Origin of the sequence: Nostoc sp. (genome assembly GCF_036916735.1) — a bacterium.
GTDB lineage: Bacteria > Cyanobacteriota > Cyanobacteriia > Cyanobacteriales > Nostocaceae > Nostoc.
This window is the reverse complement of the sequence record NZ_JBALFV010000079.1, coordinates 1-18,228: the sequence shown is the minus strand read 5'-3', so window position 1 is coordinate 18,228 and position 18,228 is coordinate 1. Positions and strand designations below refer to the sequence as shown.

Genomic DNA, 18,228 nt, shown 5'->3' with positions numbered 1-18,228 from the left:
TTCAAGCAATTTTTAAATAAAAAGGAGAACTCTATGAAACTTGATGGAAAAGTAGCGTTGGTAACGGGCAGTAGTCAAGGAATCGGACAAGCGATCGCTATCCGCCTAGCTCAAGATGGAGCTAGTATAGTGATTAACTACCGCTCTCATCCAGAAGGGGCGCAGGAGACATTAAAGCAAGTGCAGGCCGCTGGCGGCAAATGTCACATGGCGCAATCTGATGTAGATGCAACAATTCAAGCTGATTTAGGACAAGTTAGTGAAGTTCAACGATTAATTAGTGAAAGTATTGATCGCTTTGGCCAAGTAGACATTCTCGTGAACAATGCTGGACTGGAAAAACGAGCAGACTTTTGGGACGTGAGTGAAGAAGACTACGATAAAGTGACAGATGTCAATTTGAAAGGTGTGTTCTTTGCTGCTCAAGCTTTTGTGAAGCATCTCAAGCAAACAAACCGTCCTGGCAAAATCATTAACATTAGCTCAGTTCACGAAGAACTGCCATTTCCCCATTTCACTTCATATTGCGTCAGCAAAGGCGGCGTTAAGATGATGATGCGAAATTTGGCAGTGGAGTTAGGCCCATTAGGAATCACAATTAATAACGTTGCTCCAGGGGCGATCGTAACTCCAATTAATAAAGATTTACTCGAAGATAAAGAAAAACTCAACGCCCTGGTAAAAAATATTCCGCTAGGACGGTTAGGCAAACCAGAGGATGTCTCAAACTTAGTGGCATTCTTAGCTTCATCTGATGCCGATTACATCACAGGTTCCACCTTTTTTGTTGACGGTGGCTTGCTGTGGAACTATCAGGAACAATAAGCCTGTGAAAACTGACAAGCTGAGAATTAATCAACTTTCACCCCAGAACTACGAATGGTATCTCGCGTATTTACAAGCTATAGATACTAAAAACGTTGAACTGTATAGCAGCTTTCTTGCTGAGGATTGCGTTATGCTCTCCAACAATCATCCTCTTGTTCAAGGTAAAGAAGCGATTGTCCAGTTTCTCTCGAATTACTGGACGACATTTGATAGCTTGGAACACGACTTACTCAACATTTACGGCAGCGATTTGTTTTTTGTTTTAGAAGCCTTAAACCATTACAAACGCCAAGATGGAGAGGCTGTAACCCTGCGAGCAGTTGCCTTCACCGATCGCAATCAAGCAGGTTCAGTAACTTCCGTCAGATTTTACACAGATACAACAGAACTGTTCTCGTAATCCCGGCGTTTTAAGAAAGCAGGGGGAGTAGAGGAGGCAGGGGGAGAAATACCACCTATGATTGCAACTTGGGTTTAATGCTCAAGACTTAATCGAAAAAATTCCCGCCTTTTGGGATAACGGCACAATTTATGCTCACTTGGAAGACATCGAAATACACAATTAATTAGGAGAAACAGCATGGCAGGCAAACTGAATGGCAAAGTAGCAGTAATTACAGGTGCATCTTCAGGAATTGGTGAAGCAACTGCGATCGCTCTTGCAGCCGAGGGAGCTAAAATTGCGCTTGCGGCTCGACGAGTGGAAAAACTGGAGGCGTTAGCCAAGCAAATTACGGATGGGAGTGGACAAGCACTGCCAATTGCCGCTGATGTTACAGATGATGCTCAAATTCAAGAACTGGTGGAAAAAACCCAGTCTCACTTTGGCGGTATAGACGTTTTAATTAATAATGCTGGAGTAATGTTGGTTGGGCCAGTTGAAGGTGCAAATATCAGTGATTGGCAACGCATGATTGATATTGATTTGTTGGGTTTGATGAAAACAACCCATGCTGCTTTGCCAATACTGAAGGCATAAGGCGGCGGACATATTGTCAACATTGCCTCAGTCGCTGGTCGCATTCCAATTCCTAACTATGCAGTTTACAATGCGGTTAAGTTTGGAGTAGTTGCTTTTAGCGTTGGCGAAGCCTCTCGTAGAGAAGCCCTCCGCAAAGAAGTGATTAAAGATAAAATTCGCATCACTGTGATTGAACGGGGAGCTGTAGCAACGGAGTTAGCCAGTCAAATTTCTAACCCAGAAGCACGGCAGGAGGTGGATGCGTTCTATAATTCTGTCGAGCCGTTGCAAAAAGAAGACATTGCAGCTGCGATCGCTTACACTGTCACCCAACCTGCTCATGTCAGGGTCAACGAAATTTTGATTTGTCCCAGCAATCAGGAAATGTAATGAGGCAGGGGAGTAGGGGGCAGGAGGCAGGGGGCAGGGGGCAGGGGGGCAGGGGGCAAGGGGGCAAGGGAGCAGGGGGGTAGGGAAAATTAGAAACTCATTAATGAAGCTCAAAGACTTGTTCACGAGTATCAAAGACTCATTCACGAGTATCAAAGACTCGTTCACGAGTATCAAAGACTCGCCCACGAGTATCAAAGACTCATCCGCGAGATTTGGTTATTCACTGATGAATCAGGAAACTCAATCCTATGAAAATTGGCATTATTGGCTCAGGTAATATGGGCAGGTCGGTAGGAATTCTTTGGGCAGAACGGGGACACGAGGTTTTCTTTGGTTCCCGTGAGGCAGCGAAAGCACAAGCGATTGCACAACTTGCAGGATACAATGCAAAGGGCGGCACAAACGATCAAGCGGCGGCGTTTGCAGACGTAATTTTTTATGGTGTGCGGGAGTTACCCTCTAAGGTTTTTTCTTCAACCGATGTGCTGGCAAACAAAATACTGATTGATTGTAATAATTCACCCATCCCTGAAGAGTTTGCTTTTGAACCAATTGCAGAATCAATTGCGGAAAAGTTTGCCGCTGATGTACCAAATGCCCATATAGTCAAAGCCTTTAATACCTTTGCTCAAGAAGTGTTTGAACTCAGTCCAGACCCACTTAAGCAATATCAAGTTTCGTGCTTTGTATGCAGCGATAACGAGCAGGCAAAGCAGACTGCGATCGGCTTAATAGCAGAAATCGGCTTCAACCCTGTCGATTGTGGCGAATTGCGTCGTGCGCGCATGGTTGAGGGTTTGGGCGACTTTATCCGATTTATGATTGCTGGTAGAAAACTTGGCTCTTATGCAACAATTTCAGTTCATCAACTTCCAGAAGCCAAGGAACAACGCTTAGGCGGACGTAAACCAGGATACGCCTGAAGCGACTAAAAAAGCCTGTTGATAAGTGATTCATTCAAAGAGCGTAAATTAAAAGAACTATGACCGCAGAAGAACAACGCTTGCAAGAAGACCGAGAACGCAAAGCTTACTGGCGACGGTGGGGATCGTACCTAAGTGAGCGGCAATGGGGCACTGTGCGCGAAGACTACAGCCCCGATGGTTCAGCCTGGGACTACTTTCCCCATGACCATGCGAGATCCCGTGCTTACCGTTGGGGCGAAGATGGCATTGCCGGAATTTCTGACAATCATCAGCAATTGTGTTTTGCGATCGCTCTCTGGAACGAGCAAGACCCGATCCTCAAAGAGCGGATGTTTGGCTTAACGAGCAACGAAGGCAATCACGGCGAAGATGTTAAAGAATACTACTTTTTTCTTGACAATACGCCAACTCATGCATACATGAAATTCTTGTACAAATATCCGCAGCAGGCATTTCCCTATACTCAATTAGTCGAAGAGAACCGTCGCCGCAGCAAGCAGGAACCGGAATTTGAATTACTTGACACGGGTGTATTTGCTCAAGACCGCTACTTTGATGTGTTTGTTGAGTACGCCAAAGCCTCTGCTGAAGATATATTAATTCAAATCACGATCGCTAATCGCGGTTCTGAGGCCAAGCCATTGCGTCTCTTGCCGTCACTTTGGTTTCGCAATACTTGGTCATGGGATGGAAAAACTAAAAAACCAATACTGAAGGTGTTGAAATCAGAAGCAGATTTCAGCATCATTGAAGCCTCTCATCCTGAGATGAGCAACTATTGGCTCTACTCTCAAGGTGCAGCAGAACTTTTGTTTACTGAGAATGAAACGAATTTTCAACGACTGTATGGTGTGGAAAATACCTCACCTTACGTTAAAGATGGCTTTCATGAGTATGCGATCCACAACCGCACTGATGCGGTGAATCCGAACCGCATGGGCACGAAGTTTGCTGCTGACTACAAATTGATGATTCCACCAGGTGCAACGCAAACTGTACGCTTGCGGCTGGCAGATTCGTCTAATATTGCCGATCCATTTGGCGATGAGTTCGAGAAAATTTTTAGCGATCGCATCAAAGAAGCCGACGAATTTTATCAGCGAATTACGCCGTTTCAACTATCCGACGACGAGCGGATTATCCAGCGACAGGCGTTTGCGGGAATGCTGTGGAGTAAACAGTTTTACCTGTACATCATCGAAGATTGGCTCAAAGGCGACCCTGCTACTTTGACTCCCCCAGATTCGCGTCGGAGTGTTCGCAACGCAGATTGGGTGCATGTATATATTGATGATGTTCTCTCCATGCCCGATACCTGGGAGTATCCTTGGTTTGCTGCTTGGGATTTGGCATTCCATACTATTCCCTTGGCAATGATTGACCCAGATTTTGCCAAGCGACAACTGCAACGCCTAACACGGGAATGGTACATGCATCCTAATGGGCAGTTACCCGCCTACGAGTGGAAACTGAGCGATGTCAATCCACCCGTACACGCATGGGCAGCGTGGCAGGTCTATCAAATCGAGCAGAAATTCTACGGACACGCTGACAAACGATTTCTGGAAGGAGTATTTCAAAAGCTGCTGCTCAACTTTACTTGGTGGGTTAACCGCAAAGATGCTGAAGGTAAAAACATTTTTCAAGGCGGCTTTTTGGGCATGGACAACATTGGCGTGTTCGACCGCAGTGCCCCCCTACCGACAGGTGGCGATTTAGAGCAGGCAGACGGTACAAGCTGGATGGCAATGTTTTGCATGAATATGCTAACAATCGCTCTAGAGTTAGCGATGGATGAACCCATCTACGAAGATATTGCCAGTAAATTCTTCGAGCATTTTCTGCGAATTGCCGATGCCATGAATGGGATTGGTCAGGATGAACTTGTCCTGTGGGATGAGGAAGACGGGTTCTTCTACGATGCACTCCACTTCCTAGATGGACATCATTTTCCCATGAAAGTGCGATCGTTGGTTGGCTTAGTGCCTTTATTTGCGATCGGAACCCTAGAACCCGAAATCCTCAAAAAACTCAGTGGATTTCGCCAGCGTTCCGATTGGTTTATTAAAAATCGCCCAGACCTGACAAGTGGAATTGCCTGTATGCATACCACAGGCGAACACCAGCGCCGTTTACTGGCAATCTTAGATGGCAAGAAGCTAAAGCGCATCTTAGAGCGTATGTTAGATGAGCGCGAGTTTTTAAGTCCCTATGGCATTCGCTCTGTATCGAAATTTCATGCCGCTCATCCCTTCATCATGCACGTCAACGATCAAGAGTATCAGGTAGACTACGAACCAGCTGAATCTACAAACAACTTATTTGGTGGCAATTCTAACTGGCGTGGCCCAATTTGGTTTCCGATGAATTATCTGCTTATCGATGCCCTATACCACTTTCATCAATACTTTGGGGATGACTACAAAGTAGAATGCCCGACTAATTCTGGACAATGGATGACGCTAAAGGAAGTGGCGATCGAGTTATCAAAACGACTTGAACGCATTTTTCTACAAAATGCCAACGGGCATCGACCTGTCTACGGTGCCGTCAAGGTTTTTCAGACAAATCCTCATTGGCGAAATTTGCTCACCTTTAATGAGTACTTTCATGGCGACAATGGGGCTGGCTTAGGAGCAAGCCACCAAACTGGCTGGACAGGAGTGATTGCACAATTAATCCATCGGTGTGGTGAAAGTTTATAGGACTAGCCTTTTCAACGTGAACGTTTGTACTATAAAATCAATGATGTTTTTAATCCAATTTTGGGATTTTGGCTCTGGCAATGGCTACGCCCGCCGTTGGCAAAGCCTCTCCAAGAGTTGGCATCGCTTAATTTACAGTCGAAAAATTTGGAGTTTAATGCATAGATTCTTTGCTTAATTTCGGCCAATGCCTGAAATGCTGTAAAAACCTGGGCGTTGCAGAATAGAAATATGAATTAGAGCGATCGCTATGATATCATGTTCGGTAAATCACTTACAATTAAACTCCGATTTTAATCTACCAGTGAAAATCTGTTAAGCCTTGGATTGAATCTTGCTGTTGAAGTAAAGATTCACAGCGATGAAACAAAACTCTTCCAAATCATTGAGTTTTCAAACGATTAATTCACAATTGGTTCGTCAACCAAAGTCCACAATCTTTCAGCAGGTTGCAATTTTGGTGAATGAGAGGGTAAAAATGTTAAATGTAACCCTTGAGGAATTTTTAAATTATGACTAATATGCCACCCAGCACGGTCAACAGCCAAAAGAATGTGTTTTCTAGCACCTAATTCAAATTCACGAGCAAAGTCAGCTAAAACCTGATTAAAGAGTTCAGTATTGACGTATGGTAAAATCTACCAATAAGTTTCTCCGGTTTTGGGATGTACAAATGCATACAACCATAACCATTTAAATCTCCAATTAACGTTAGCAATTGGTGTTTCTCCCTCATGTACGTAGACTCGTCTAAGAATTAGCTTGAGTCCCAAGCGATAGCGAAGCGTTAGCGAGTCCTCGAGCGTCTGTTCATCTTGGCACTACAACTGAATTTCCGCCTCCGGATAAGCACTTTGGAGTTCTTCAACTTCTGTTTCTAGTTTTTTCCAGGCTTCTTGCTCAAAAGCATCACTTTGTGTGTGAGATGGGCGAGGTACTCGTAGTCTAAACATTATCTGCGGTAATATCTCCCACCCTCTGAATCTACTAATCTTTATTTTGGTAACTTCACTTAACCAATTCGCAACTTTTCCTCCATTCCAAAGTCCCCCATCTGGGGCGTTCTCCTGTAACGCTTGCCAAAGCTGTGCTTGGTGAATGTTGTCTATTAACCCCTTTGCTCCTTGATTTGAAAGACGGCGATCGCCTATTCCACTTCTACCCAACTCGTTATACTGTTCACCAATGCGTAGAGCCATGTTCTACTGTAGCGTGTTGTTTACTCTACTTCTTGTGTCTTTTTCCTTGTGCTAGTAACCATATAATCTGGTATTGATGACTTTCTACTCCGTATGAAGCCTTACGGTAACGCTGTTCTAACTTAGCAATATCTAAATGCTTGGCTATACTGATTCGTTTTGGCATACTTCATCTTTTGTGTCTCCAGTTTTATCAGAAGTGATTATCCGAACATGATATAACGCTCTTCCATCACTCTCATGAGAGAATAAAGCAATAATCCTTGCTAAACATGACTTTCAGGCAAAAAAGATGATTTTAGCCATCATGTTAGAAAATAAAGCTTGAAACCCGGTTTCTGTCTATTGTTTAAAAGTTAGCTGAGATTTTTCTTCGACCAAAGTGATGAAAGAGCGATAAGTAAATAAAATACATTGGTACAAATAATAAATCTTTGGTTATAAATATATTTTAAAATGTATTAGCTTTTATAGAAAGTTAACATATTGAAGATTTTGTAAATAAGTTGACTTGACCTGAGAATAGTGATAAATAAATAACTGTGTTGACTAAATCAATAAACAAGGCTTAATAAAATTATTTGAAATAAGAATTTGGTTAAAACGCCATTTATTAGTATCCGCTCAATAAATCGGGGTAGTGGAAAAAAGAAAAAGTGGATAGATGCACATAGCGTCGTAGAATATATCAGATGACGCAAAAGCCGTATCCGCTCAATAAATCGGGGCGAACTACCAGTTCAGGAACGAGTTTACCCCATTTGAGCCTTGTCACTGAGCGATTTACCCTGGATTATTAAGCGGTTACGAAACCAGTTTAAGTAGATGCTGCATTTATTTGAACTACCTATCTAACGCCGTGTGCGACTTTTTTAAAACTCCTATTTCACAAACATTTCAGAGATGAGCGATTTAGATAAAGACTAAATACTAATCTACAGAATAGTTACTATGAGTAGGTTTTAGTATTTTGCGAAATATTAAGTTCCACATCGCGTTATCTAGGGTTTTTCCACGCTGGTAGGGCTACTCATAGATGACACCTCTGCCAGCGAATATCTTTGAATCGAACTTATAACCGAGGGGATTGATATGGCAGACATTATTGGAGACAACAGGAATAACACTCTAATTGGCACGTTTGAGAATGACGCTATCCTTGGTCAGGGCGGTGATGATAACCTCTTTGGTCGGGGCGGCAATGATGACCTCTTGGGTGGGGCTGGCAATGACTCGCTTGATGGTGAGGACGGCAATGACCTTCTCAATGGTGAGGAGGGCGAGAACACCCTGCTTGGTGGATTCGGCGATGATGTCCTCCTTGGTGGATCTGGCAATGACCTTCTCCAAGGCGAGGAGGACGACGATCAACTCCTTGGCAGAGGCGGTGACGACACCCTGCTTGGTGGGTCCGGTAATGATGCTTTCCTTGCTGGATCTGGCAATGACCTTCTCGAAGGCGGGGACGGAAATGACCGACTCGCTGGAGAAGACGGTAAAGACCAACTCTTTGGCGGGGAAGGGGTTGACACGCTCAATGGCGGGGCTGGCGATGACTTGATTGATGGCGAGGATGGCAATGACAACTTGATTGGTCAGGCTGGCGATGACATCCTCCTTGGCGGGGCTGGCGATGACCGAATCGAAGCAGGGGACGGGGATGACAAAATCTTTGGTGGGACTGGCATTGATACTGCTGACTATTCAAATAGCACTGCTGGTGTCACCCTTAACCTAGTGACTGGAACTGCCAGTGGAGGGGCTGGGAATGATGTCCTATTTAATATCGAACAAGTCTTTGGTTCTGGTTTCAACGATTCCCTAACTGGCGGGCGCGGTAATGACACCCTCTTTGGTAGAGGTGGCAATGACCTACTTGATGGTGGAGTTGGTAGTGACCTGCTTGATGGCGAGGAAGGCAACGATACTGTCCGTGGTGGGGATGGCGATGACACCTTGCGTGGTGGGGCTGGCAATAACCGACTCTTGGGTGGAGCTGGTGTTGATACTGCTGCTTATTTCAATGCCACTGCCGGAGTCACGATTAACCTTGCCACCGGAACCGTTACAGGGCAGGACAGGAATGATGTCCTGTTGGAGATTGAAAGAGTCGTTGGTTCTAGGTTCAATGACACCCTCTTGGGCGGAGCTGGCAATGACTTCTTCCTCAGTGGTGGGGACGGGAATGACTCTATCAATGGTGGGGCTGGTAATGACCGCCTCTTTGGCGATGATGGCAATGACACCGTCCTTGGCGGGACTAACGACGACTTTATCAATGGCGGGAACGGCAATGACTCCCTGCTTGGCGGTAGCGGCATTGACATCCTGCTTGGTGGGGCTGGCAATGACCAACTCCAAGGTGAGGACGGAAGTGACACTCTCATTAGTAGAGAAGGCAATGATACCCTGCTAGGCGGCAGCGGCAATGACATTCTGCTTGGTGGAGATGACGATGACATTCTGCTTGGTGGAGGCGGGGATGACCAACTCTTTGGTGGGATTGGCATTGATACTGCTGATTATTTAAATGCCACTGCCGGAGTCACCGTTGACCTTGGCGCTGGAACTGCCAGTGGGGGAGATGGGAATGATGTCCTGTTCAATATCGAGCAAGTCTTTGGTTCTAGTTTTAACGACTCCCTGATTGGAGGAGGCAGCAATGATACCCTCTTTGGCAGAGGCGGCAATGACACCTTGCTTGGTGGGGATAGCGATGACTTTCTTGATGGTCAGGAAGGTAATGACCTTGTCTTGGGCGAGGATGGGAATGACAGCCTGTTTGGTGGGGCTGGCAATGACCAAATCGAAGGAGGAGAAGGCGATGACACCCTCCGTGGCGGGGTCGGCAATGACACTCTCTTTGGAGGCCCTGGAAATGATGTCCTCATAGGCGTTGATACTAACGGTTCTAATTCTCCTGGATTAGGGGAGGTTGATAGCCTAACTGGAGGGCCTGGGGAAGATCAGTTCTTACTTGGAGATGCTACTAATGTCTTTTATGACGATAACAACAATGAAAGTAGTGGTTTGGCAGACTACGCTATCATCAGTGGCTTCAACTCCAACGAAGATACAATCCAGCTCAAAGGAACACTGGCAGACTATCGCTTGCAGACTGTGGGAGCCAATACAAGTGTATTTCTGGACAACTCAGGAGAGCCAGATGAACTCGTTGGTGTTGTGCAAGCGTCGTCTTTAAGGCTTGATAGTGACGACTTCCTGTTCTACGAGAAAGAAAATGCTGGACAAGGGACAAACAACACACTAGCCACTGCTGAGAAGCTAGGTACTTTAACATCAGGTTCAGAAGTTAATACCTCTGCTCAGCTGGCAAGACTTCCAGGGAACAATCCTGATTTCGACTTTTTCACATTTTCTTTAGCCAACCCAGGAACTGTGACTATCAGCACGCCGAATTACAGTGGTAACTTTCCAGTTATCGGCCTATTTAATAGTGCTGGGAACTTACAGAGTTCCAGTACTTCTCAATCAATCACCGCTTCACTAGGGGCAGGTACTTACTCAATTTCAATAAGTGATTATGATTACTTCCCTCAAAATGGCGGAACTTTCAGTTCTGGCTTTTTTAATCCTGGTTCTTATACGTTAGGAGTCACTGTAGCCTAAAGACAAATGGTACTAAGAAAAGCGGAAACAGTTGCCAATTAAGAAGTTTGCAGCTGTTTACGTAATTCTTGTCGAGGTTTTGTCATGAAGGGGTAAGCTTTGGGGCGGCGTTTTTAAACTCGTGGTTCCCTGCGTGCGGGACGACGGTCAGTAACGACTTTGTGAACGATAATTTTGATTGTTCTGCTCATCCATCATTACTATCCGCTCAATAAATCGGGGCGAACTACCAGATCAGGAACGAATTTACGCTATTTGAGCCTTGTCACTGAGCGATTTACCCCGGATTATTGAGCGGTTACTATCGTAGATTAATTTAATCATCATCATTTTTGACTGGAGTTTAGACTAGTTCGCGGTGCAAAACTAGAGACAGAATCAAGCAAAAGTATTATTAAAGCTCGAACATAAAAAATCACATAAATAGCGATAATAGCAGCAAGCTAAAAATTGGTCAAATTCAAATATTTTGAGAACAAAATAATAACTATAAAGTCTATTTGTTAAAAGATAAAATATCAATTTAGTTAACAGTTTTAGTCTGAGAAATTAAACATCGACTGATAATAGTTAAATTATGAGCGATTATTCCCCAGCCCACCCAACGTTTTAATCCCATATCTCCTCTATACAAACAACGTTGGAAGCCAAAGCATCTTTTTAGAAAACTAATACGTCCTTCTACGCCATTATGCCAATGACGACCCTTTCTAAAACTTCTCTTTTTTTCATGCTGGACTCGTTGCTTACTTCTATAACCTCCTTTAGGCAATATTACTTCTTTTATTCCTAATGATTGGGCATAGTTTTCATTACTTTGAGAATAAACACCTCTATCACTAGAAACTAGTTTTGGGGGATAGCCAAAATTTTCTATATGTTGGTCAAGACTGGAAACTAATTGTTGAGTATCATGAGGATTTCCTTTTAATACTCGATAATTACTTACAATTCCACCATCAACTTCATCTAACCAGACTTTTCGCCCAAACTCTACTTCTAAGTTAGGTTTGCCCCTACATATAATATCTGTATGTACTTCAAATATACTCACAATTTTTTCGGCTGCGCTAACTTTTTCTTGATTTAATACTCGGCGAGATGTTTGTTCCACCACTTGTTCTATACGTGGGAGAAAAATTTTCCATTTTTGGAGTAGTTTCTGTGACTTGAGGTTATCCAGATGCTCAAGAAGTATCTTCACTTTTTGAGCTTGTTTAATTGCAGCTATAGTGACTTCAATCAATTTTATGTATGCTTGTTTCCTTTTGTGCTTACCAGATTCATTTCTCGTTTTTGATAAACTATCAATCTGTCTAGATATTCTTCTCGCTGTTCGATAACGATTGCGAAAAATCGTCAAGTTAACCGTTTTTAAATTCACTAAAATAATTGACTTAGCTTGAGATAAAATGCGGCTAATAATCTTAACTCCATCACATAACAAACTGTTATCCGAAGGAAAATGGATATTAGTTGCCACGACTGTACCATCTGTCCTGATCTTTCTCCCCTTAGTTATTTTTAATTCGGTGGCAATTTGAGTCAATCTTTGATTCATCTTCTCCAAAGTTTTTTCACTCAAAGTATTTGCCCAACGAATCAGTGTGCTGTTATTTGGCAAAGCATTAAAATATACTCGACAAAACTGCCTTAAAATTAAACTTTCTTTGACATTTTTGATTATCTTTTCGTAACTTAGGCAGCGTAAGTGTTTTAGAGCTAACATCCTGAATATTACTTCTACAGGAGTTGATTTTCTTCCCGTTTTGCTGGAGAGTGGATAACGTCTTGAAAAGTCCTCTGCGATTAACTCCACTAGCTTGTCATCACAGAGCAGATGGTCAATCAGAGTCATTCGCTCATCCATTTCACCACTCAGGTGCAAGATAATTTTGAACTCCCTGTCAATGTGATATTTTTTCCGTAACACCTCAAGTCTGCCTTTTGATTGAGTATATTTTTCGTTTTCTCAATCACTGTAAGGCTTTTGGGTTTCGCACCGCGAACTAGACTAACGCACGACAAAATGACTCAGGAATACTGAGCGGACAAGCTACACACTTAAAAATATAACAGCCAAAGTTTCAAGCTGGCTTTAGTGTTTTCTGTTTTGGTTTTGCAGTACTTTTTTTGACTGTGGGATAGCGAATTCTACGCGCTCGCAGGTTGCCAGTAGGCCACCATTGGTGTCAAGTTTACTCTCATGCAACGCAATGTGTTTCTTGAGAGATAAGATCAACTTTGTAATCACGAGCCGGGAAGAACTCTAAAATCCTTTTGTACTCATGTTCATCGAAATGTTCCTTGATGAGTACTCCAATTTTCTTGTTTTCCAATACCTTAGATGTTATGGTTATATGCCAATTATTAATAAATTAAAGAACTATATTGCTAGGTGAGAAAGAGTATATTTCGCTTTTGGAGTCATCAGTTAACGAATTTTAGGGGTTTAAGTCCCCTGTCTCTACGGCAGCGCGTTTTGTGTCAGGGTCTAAATCTCCGTCACAAAACGTAATCGCGAATTGGTTTAATTGATTTACCAACTGAAGTATGATAATTTTATTACTTGTGAATGTAGATCCAAGACCGCTTGCCGTCAATCCCTCTGAGAAATTTTAAGAAACCTCCTGATAATGGATAGATAGCCCTTAAAGGTAAGGCAAGACATGTTTTTTCTGAGGAAGTCTTAATTATGAGTCCTTATACCAAGCTTTTCCTCATAACGCTCTTCAAGCTTTCTCAGGAACCATAAGTCATCATCAGTAAAGCAAATCCGCCGCCCTAAAATCTCTAAGATGCCTATTGCAATACTGCTCAACTCATTTGATTTTTGCATAAAATTGGCGATGCGTTTATTCACAGCTTTGATGTTTGCTATATACTTCTCCTCAACTTTTACCATTTCGCTTAAATTGCACTGAACGTCTACATTTTTCACATCAATATGAACTATGCAGCTACTCGTGTCTTTCTGGATAATAATGCCCCAGTAATCATCATACTTGCGTAGGGTCATATTAACATCGGCACGAATTTTCACCACATCGCCTTCGGAGTAAAGGTTGTTTTGTGAGATCATGTTTAATTCCTTCAACTGCTTCACAATCCCCTTTATAACCCGGCGGGGTGGAACTTTCCCACGACATTCTTCAATAGCTGCTGCGTAAACTTGACATTGCTCAATTGGGGTTAAATCTACCATGTCGCGTACTTGACTTTCCGCACTTGGTAGAGAACGACGACAATTGTCGTCGTTTTTGAGATTGTCTACAATTTCCACTGCTTTAATCATCAAATCAGCTTTATCACGACTGAATTGAAATCGCTCACGACAATAGTCCTCAAATTTCTTATGAGTGGATCTATAAAGACGCCGATTCCTTAGTTCTGCCAGCGCCTTCCCTGCTTCATAAAACGACTGTTCTATTTTTACCTCCAGTGACTGACGGTCAGCCTCCTCCTGCTGAGTTAATTCTTCTGTTACTTTAAGAGCGGTACTAAAAGCTTTAACAGTAGTAACTATTTCCGAAACTTCGTTGGCAGTCATATCAGCACCTTATTCACTATTGACAAATTTTTTCTATGGAGACTCAAATCTTGCACCAGAGTCAGTAAGCACCCGAAAAGCTCATGCTGACGAAGAAACCAAGAAACCCTGACCATGTCCGCCGTCGGAATACACCACAAGCTGATAACGAAGCGATAACAGAGCATTTGCAAAACTTATTGAGTCCTGCCATCCATGCTCAAAATGCCTATTATCGAACATTGGGGTTACGCGATCGCATTCTCACCCTGCCATTGATGGTAGCTGCGGTAGTTAACTCTAATTTGGCCGCAAGTGCCATCATCCCGCCAAAACTTTGCTGATTCTCGACCAAGGCTTCTACAATTTTCAGTTTTTTCTGCGGTTAATTGCCAAACAAATAGGTTTTATTACTCGCATCAAATCGAATGCAGCCTTTGAAGTGGAACAAATCCTGAGTTATGACTTTAGCCTGAGAGGTTGTTTGAAAAGTAGTTAGCTGTGATTTGAGACACCTGTTGATCCCTCCTAGCCCTCCTTAAAAAGGGGGGAAAGCTTCTTAAAGTCCCCCTTTTTAAAGGGGATTTAGGGAGATCTAAAACGTTTTGCTACCAACAGAAGTACTTTTCAAACATCCTCTAAGCTTTTTCTATTTAAAAATTTTGGACAACCCGTACATCGTCGCTCCATTTATATTATTGTGTTTACAAGGCACAGACAGCAATGGTATACCCACCCGCCGTAGCAATCGCCTGACTCATCTCATTACTGCTCAATAACACTAAAGCTGTAGCCTTTATTTTGCATAGCTTAGAGCTTATTTTAGTGCCCTTCCTTCAGGTTTATCCTGACTGTTGTGAGCTAGAAAAACATCAAATGGCTATTGAGTGTTAATCATATAAAAGCTTCTCCTGTCCTGTTATTTTTCTACACCAGCAATTACTGCCAACGCATTGGCATACTTTTCCAAATCTCTTCTCAAAGATTCCAACTCTTCCCGCAATTTCGGTTCCTCAGTCCAATTTCGCTGATGCTCTTTCAAACTCTGGTGCGGCGGTTTCTGAGCCTCCCATGTCTGCAATAGTGGATGCCACTTGGATAAGAACGGACGTAATCCATTATTCAAAACTGCGATCGCAATCCCACCGACTGAATCATGGGATGCTCCCACATCTAGGCCGCCTTCTTCAAAAACTTGCCGGGTTACAGGGAACAAGTTGTATAAGGATGTCAAAGCTTCTCGCAAAAGTCCGTTGTCTATTTCTAAAGGCTGTACTGCAATGCGGGTGACAAGTTCGACATACAACGACCAAGCTGCTCTGCGTTCTGTTGGATCGGCTTCCCATTCTACAGAACCAATTTCAAAGGGAAGACTGAAGGATACTTTTGTTATTTTAGCGGGGTCAGATTTAGGCATTAATATCATCTCCGGTTAATTAGTTATAATTCTCATAATCTATGCAGAAACCGGAAAACCTTCTTTCCCTCTGCTCCCTGCCCTCAGCAAGAACTGCAGTCTTAATATAAGTCTTTCACTGGACACGATATAATTTTTTGCAACTACTGTCATATCAGAGATACTATCACCAAACTCTAATTCACAGCAGTTTTTTTCGTGCAATTCATTGGATGGTTGTATTGCATTCGCTTTCAGCCATTGCTCAATCGTCTCTACTACAACTTGACTCATCTTCTGCCCATGTAAAGTGCAAGCTGCATGAAACTGCTTTTTGAGATCGTCTGTAATACTGATATGCATAGCGGTTACTCTAAATAGTGTCTATACAAAGTTACAAATGCACAGAACCTGATTCCAGATTGATATTAGCAATATTCAGTAGATTTACGATGGTGGTTAAGCGTAATAACATCTAAACTCTGTTACTAAATATTTGCAATATCCTTACTCAGCCTTGATACCAACATTAAATATAGAGGATTTATCTATATCAAAAGAGAAATACAGCAATATTTATAAGTCAAACAGGCTTTATGCTTGGCTTTGAGACTGAGGTTAGTCTTTATATTCGCTTAGTTAATATTTTTCTTCCCATGATACGCATGAAATTTATACACTAAGCTGATTATTGCATGACTACTGATTTAAATTCTTTCTAAAGCTCATATAAAAACTTATGCAAAAACTCATAGCTATAACTAGATAAAAGCTCAAAATTATAATTTCAACACCCCTAACACCTGCAATATCTCCTCAACTGCCGCCTTCTCTCCCTTCATCTCCTGAAATCGATTTAGCAGCCGCTTGAGAATATCAAAACTTACGCAACTGTCACAAAATGGCATGGTGTAGCCGCGTCGCCCATCAAACAACTAGGCAATAAACATGAGAACATCCGGACATTTTAATTGCTGAACTAAATAATTTGATAACAATCCATGCTTAATTTGATAAATTGTTTGACCAGTTATTATAAGCTAAATCTTTGAGCCTAAGCCAAACTAAAATAGCGCGAGGCTTTCATGATTTCTTTAAATACGACCTTTACAGGATTGACATGATTCAATACCAGTCAAATGACAGCTTTTATTTTGGGATATTGTGCAGGGTTGGAGTGACAATGGTGCAGATAAAGGTTCGGTGATGGTGGCGTTAGGGCAAATTGGCAAAGCTGATGCCTAAACACCTGCAATGTTTGTACTGCGGGATTTGTATCCATTTGTAAAAAATCCGACTACACAGAAGAATGCCCTAATTGTGCGGGAGTTGCAAAACTTGACGCGGGAGTTAAAGCGATCGCGTAAAATTATCATCACCACCAGCCATACTGCCATACTTTAAAACTTCCTGACGAGTTACTGCAAGAAGTGACAGTAGCTCTCAAAGAAGTTCAGCCACTAACAGGATATATCTGTGGAGGTGTGACAGCTTTAGCTAGTAAAAAAGACTATCCAGTTTACCTTGATGAAACGGCAACATTATTGAGGAGATTACTGTTTCTGGCAGGATGCAAGGGATGCTGTTTCTACTATCCCCATCTGATTATTTAGGTGCGGTCAATGGTACGTTAGGGGCAATTACACAAGATTAGTACTGGAATTTTCGTGAGTTCAATTCTGAAACAATAAGGTAATCGCATCTCCAAGGAACCCCTATCGAAGCTGCACTGCAAAAATTCAGTAGACGGATTGCGATCGCATACAGATGCAACTAATACCCATACTGGGCTACAACAGTTTTCACTAGCTAGCAACATAATTGACTCAAGCCAAAGCAACAGATAGCTCTTAAGAGTGATTTTGTTGCTGATTGCAATGCCTACAGTAGTCACTGAGCTTTGTCGTACCCCTACGGGGAAGCAAGCTACGCGCAGCTTTTCGTAGATAAGTGCGGGCTGCACCTACGCAGCTTCAAGGGAATATTTCAACTCTAAAGTAATTAAGTCAAAATCTGGAAATTCCCTCAAAAATGGTGATGATTAATTTAACCAAATGCTATGTTAACCTTTATGATGACGATAGCAACAAGTAAAAATCGTACCTGTTAAGTCAATGAAATGGATCTTAACAACTGCTCTGATTTTGAGCAGCACTACCCAATATTCAGCACAAGTAACAGATCAAATTAAACAACCAGTTACTAATAAACAGCCTACACAACCAGTTAAAACACCTGCTTCACCTCAACAACCTACTTCTCGACCAGTTTTTATTTTGCCAAAAGCACCTGCTTCATTAAGCCCTGTATCTGGGCGTAGAGCAGGAATGGGTAGTCGAGATAATTGCCCTGCGGTTCCAATCCCCCTCACTGCCTTAGTACCATTTCAAGAGGAACAAAAGGTTGGGGAACAGAAAAACAAGTCAATTATCGGGATTGTAGAGGGACTAACCACTTCAGAACGGCCTACGTTTTGGTTTTATATCCCTTACACTAAGGATTTGTCTAACTCAAGCGCTGAATTTAGCTTACAGGATAGCGCCGAAAATGATGTTTATAGAAATACGATCGCCCTACCTTCAAAGCCAAGTGTAATTGGTATTTCTCTCCCTAGTAATGCTGCATCGTTAGAAGTAGATCAGATATATCGCTGGTATTTAA

13 protein-coding genes and 4 pseudogenes are annotated in these 18,228 nt (G+C 42.6%); 11 read left to right on the top strand and 6 right to left on the bottom strand.

The genetic code is table 11. The features are described 5' to 3' along the window. Positions 1–33: 33 nt before the first annotated feature. The 6 genes and pseudogenes from V7L20_RS18210 to V7L20_RS18185 all read left to right on the top strand — a co-directional run bounded on the left by V7L20_RS18210 (position 34) and on the right by V7L20_RS18185 (position 5,991). Positions 34–825, top strand: a complete 792-nt coding sequence (locus V7L20_RS18210) for a glucose 1-dehydrogenase (RefSeq protein WP_334745432.1) — start codon at positions 34–36, stop codon at positions 823–825. Between the two features lie 4 nt (positions 826–829). Next, positions 830–1,228 (top strand): nuclear transport factor 2 family protein, encoded by a 399-nt coding sequence (locus V7L20_RS18205; protein WP_334745431.1) that lies wholly within the window; start codon positions 830–832, stop codon positions 1,226–1,228. A 180-nt stretch (positions 1,229–1,408) separates the two neighbouring features. Further along, positions 1,409–2,179, top strand: a pseudogene (locus V7L20_RS18200) (SDR family NAD(P)-dependent oxidoreductase). Positions 2,180–2,430: 251 nt separating this feature from the next. Then, positions 2,431–3,105 carry an NADPH-dependent F420 reductase gene (locus V7L20_RS18195; RefSeq protein ID WP_334745430.1) on the top strand — a complete coding sequence of 225 codons (675 nt, stop codon included), beginning with the start codon at positions 2,431–2,433 and terminating at the stop codon, positions 3,103–3,105. 59 nt (positions 3,106–3,164) lie between these two features. Continuing rightward, positions 3,165–5,813, top strand: coding sequence for an MGH1-like glycoside hydrolase domain-containing protein (locus V7L20_RS18190; RefSeq protein WP_334745429.1), 2,649 nt, complete (start codon positions 3,165–3,167; stop codon positions 5,811–5,813). 40 nt (positions 5,814–5,853) lie between these two features. Continuing rightward, positions 5,854–5,991 carry a hypothetical protein gene (locus tag V7L20_RS18185; RefSeq protein ID WP_334745428.1) on the top strand — a complete coding sequence of 46 codons (138 nt, stop codon included), beginning with the start codon at positions 5,854–5,856 and terminating at the stop codon, positions 5,989–5,991. 120 nt (positions 5,992–6,111) lie between these two features. Here V7L20_RS18185 and V7L20_RS18180 read toward each other — a convergent pair. Beyond that, positions 6,112–7,178, bottom strand: a pseudogene (locus V7L20_RS18180) (IS630 family transposase). A 926-nt stretch (positions 7,179–8,104) separates the two neighbouring features. On the opposite strand from V7L20_RS18180, the gene V7L20_RS18175 reads away from it, so the two are divergent. After that, positions 8,105–10,642 carry a calcium-binding protein gene (locus V7L20_RS18175; RefSeq protein ID WP_334745427.1) on the top strand — a complete coding sequence of 846 codons (2,538 nt, stop codon included), beginning with the start codon at positions 8,105–8,107 and terminating at the stop codon, positions 10,640–10,642. Positions 10,643–11,165: 523 nt separating this feature from the next. Here the strand turns inward: V7L20_RS18175 and V7L20_RS18170 are convergent. After that, on the bottom strand, positions 11,166–12,575 hold the full coding sequence (locus V7L20_RS18170; protein WP_334745426.1) for an ISNCY family transposase: 1,410 nt from the start codon (positions 12,573–12,575) through the stop codon (positions 11,166–11,168). 756 nt (positions 12,576–13,331) lie between these two features. Next, the gene (locus tag V7L20_RS18165) at positions 13,332–14,192 is read right to left on the bottom strand and encodes a hypothetical protein (RefSeq protein WP_334745425.1); all 861 of its coding nucleotides are present in this window, start codon (positions 14,190–14,192) and stop codon (positions 13,332–13,334) included. Positions 14,193–14,347: 155 nt separating this feature from the next. Between V7L20_RS18165 and V7L20_RS32760 the strand changes: the two are divergent. Continuing rightward, positions 14,348–14,489 (top strand): annotated as a pseudogene (locus tag V7L20_RS32760) (IS4 family transposase); the annotation flags it as partial. Positions 14,490–15,090: 601 nt separating this feature from the next. Here the strand turns inward: V7L20_RS32760 and V7L20_RS18155 are convergent. The 3 genes and pseudogenes from V7L20_RS18155 to V7L20_RS32755 form a co-directional block, all read right to left on the bottom strand. Beyond that, positions 15,091–15,588 (bottom strand): hypothetical protein, encoded by a 498-nt coding sequence (locus V7L20_RS18155; RefSeq protein ID WP_334745424.1) that lies wholly within the window; start codon positions 15,586–15,588, stop codon positions 15,091–15,093. Between the two features lie 39 nt (positions 15,589–15,627). After that, on the bottom strand, positions 15,628–15,930 hold the full coding sequence (locus tag V7L20_RS18150; protein ID WP_334745423.1) for a hypothetical protein: 303 nt from the start codon (positions 15,928–15,930) through the stop codon (positions 15,628–15,630). A gap of 572 nt (positions 15,931–16,502) precedes the next feature. Next, positions 16,503–16,706 (bottom strand): annotated as a pseudogene (locus V7L20_RS32755) (IS701 family transposase); the annotation flags it as partial. A gap of 115 nt (positions 16,707–16,821) precedes the next feature. Here V7L20_RS32755 and V7L20_RS18145 point away from each other — a divergent pair. From V7L20_RS18145 to V7L20_RS18135, 3 genes are all read left to right on the top strand, one after another. Beyond that, positions 16,822–16,971, top strand: coding sequence for a hypothetical protein (locus tag V7L20_RS18145; protein ID WP_334745422.1), 150 nt, complete (start codon positions 16,822–16,824; stop codon positions 16,969–16,971). A gap of 26 nt (positions 16,972–16,997) precedes the next feature. Beyond that, positions 16,998–17,180, top strand: coding sequence for a YbaK/EbsC family protein (locus V7L20_RS18140; RefSeq protein WP_334745421.1), 183 nt, complete (start codon positions 16,998–17,000; stop codon positions 17,178–17,180). Between the two features lie 501 nt (positions 17,181–17,681). Next, a partial coding sequence (locus tag V7L20_RS18135) for a DUF928 domain-containing protein (RefSeq protein WP_334745420.1) occupies positions 17,682–18,228 on the top strand: 547 nt, incomplete at its 3' end.

Coding starts and splice junctions, on each gene's coding strand:
- V7L20_RS18210 (WP_334745432.1), top strand. CDS start 34: ATGAAACTTGATGGAAAAGTAGCGTTGGTAACGGGCAGTAGTCAAGGA.
- V7L20_RS18195 (WP_334745430.1), top strand. CDS start 2,431: ATGAAAATTGGCATTATTGGCTCAGGTAATATGGGCAGGTCGGTAGGA.
- V7L20_RS18190 (WP_334745429.1), top strand. CDS start 3,165: ATGACCGCAGAAGAACAACGCTTGCAAGAAGACCGAGAACGCAAAGCT.
- V7L20_RS18185 (WP_334745428.1), top strand. CDS start 5,854: ATGATGTTTTTAATCCAATTTTGGGATTTTGGCTCTGGCAATGGCTAC.
- V7L20_RS18175 (WP_334745427.1), top strand. CDS start 8,105: ATGGCAGACATTATTGGAGACAACAGGAATAACACTCTAATTGGCACG.
- V7L20_RS18165 (WP_334745425.1), bottom strand. CDS start 14,192: ATGACTGCCAACGAAGTTTCGGAAATAGTTACTACTGTTAAAGCTTTT.
- V7L20_RS18155 (WP_334745424.1), bottom strand. CDS start 15,588: ATGCCTAAATCTGACCCCGCTAAAATAACAAAAGTATCCTTCAGTCTT.
- V7L20_RS18150 (WP_334745423.1), bottom strand. CDS start 15,930: ATGCATATCAGTATTACAGACGATCTCAAAAAGCAGTTTCATGCAGCT.
- V7L20_RS18145 (WP_334745422.1), top strand. CDS start 16,822: ATGTTTGTACTGCGGGATTTGTATCCATTTGTAAAAAATCCGACTACA.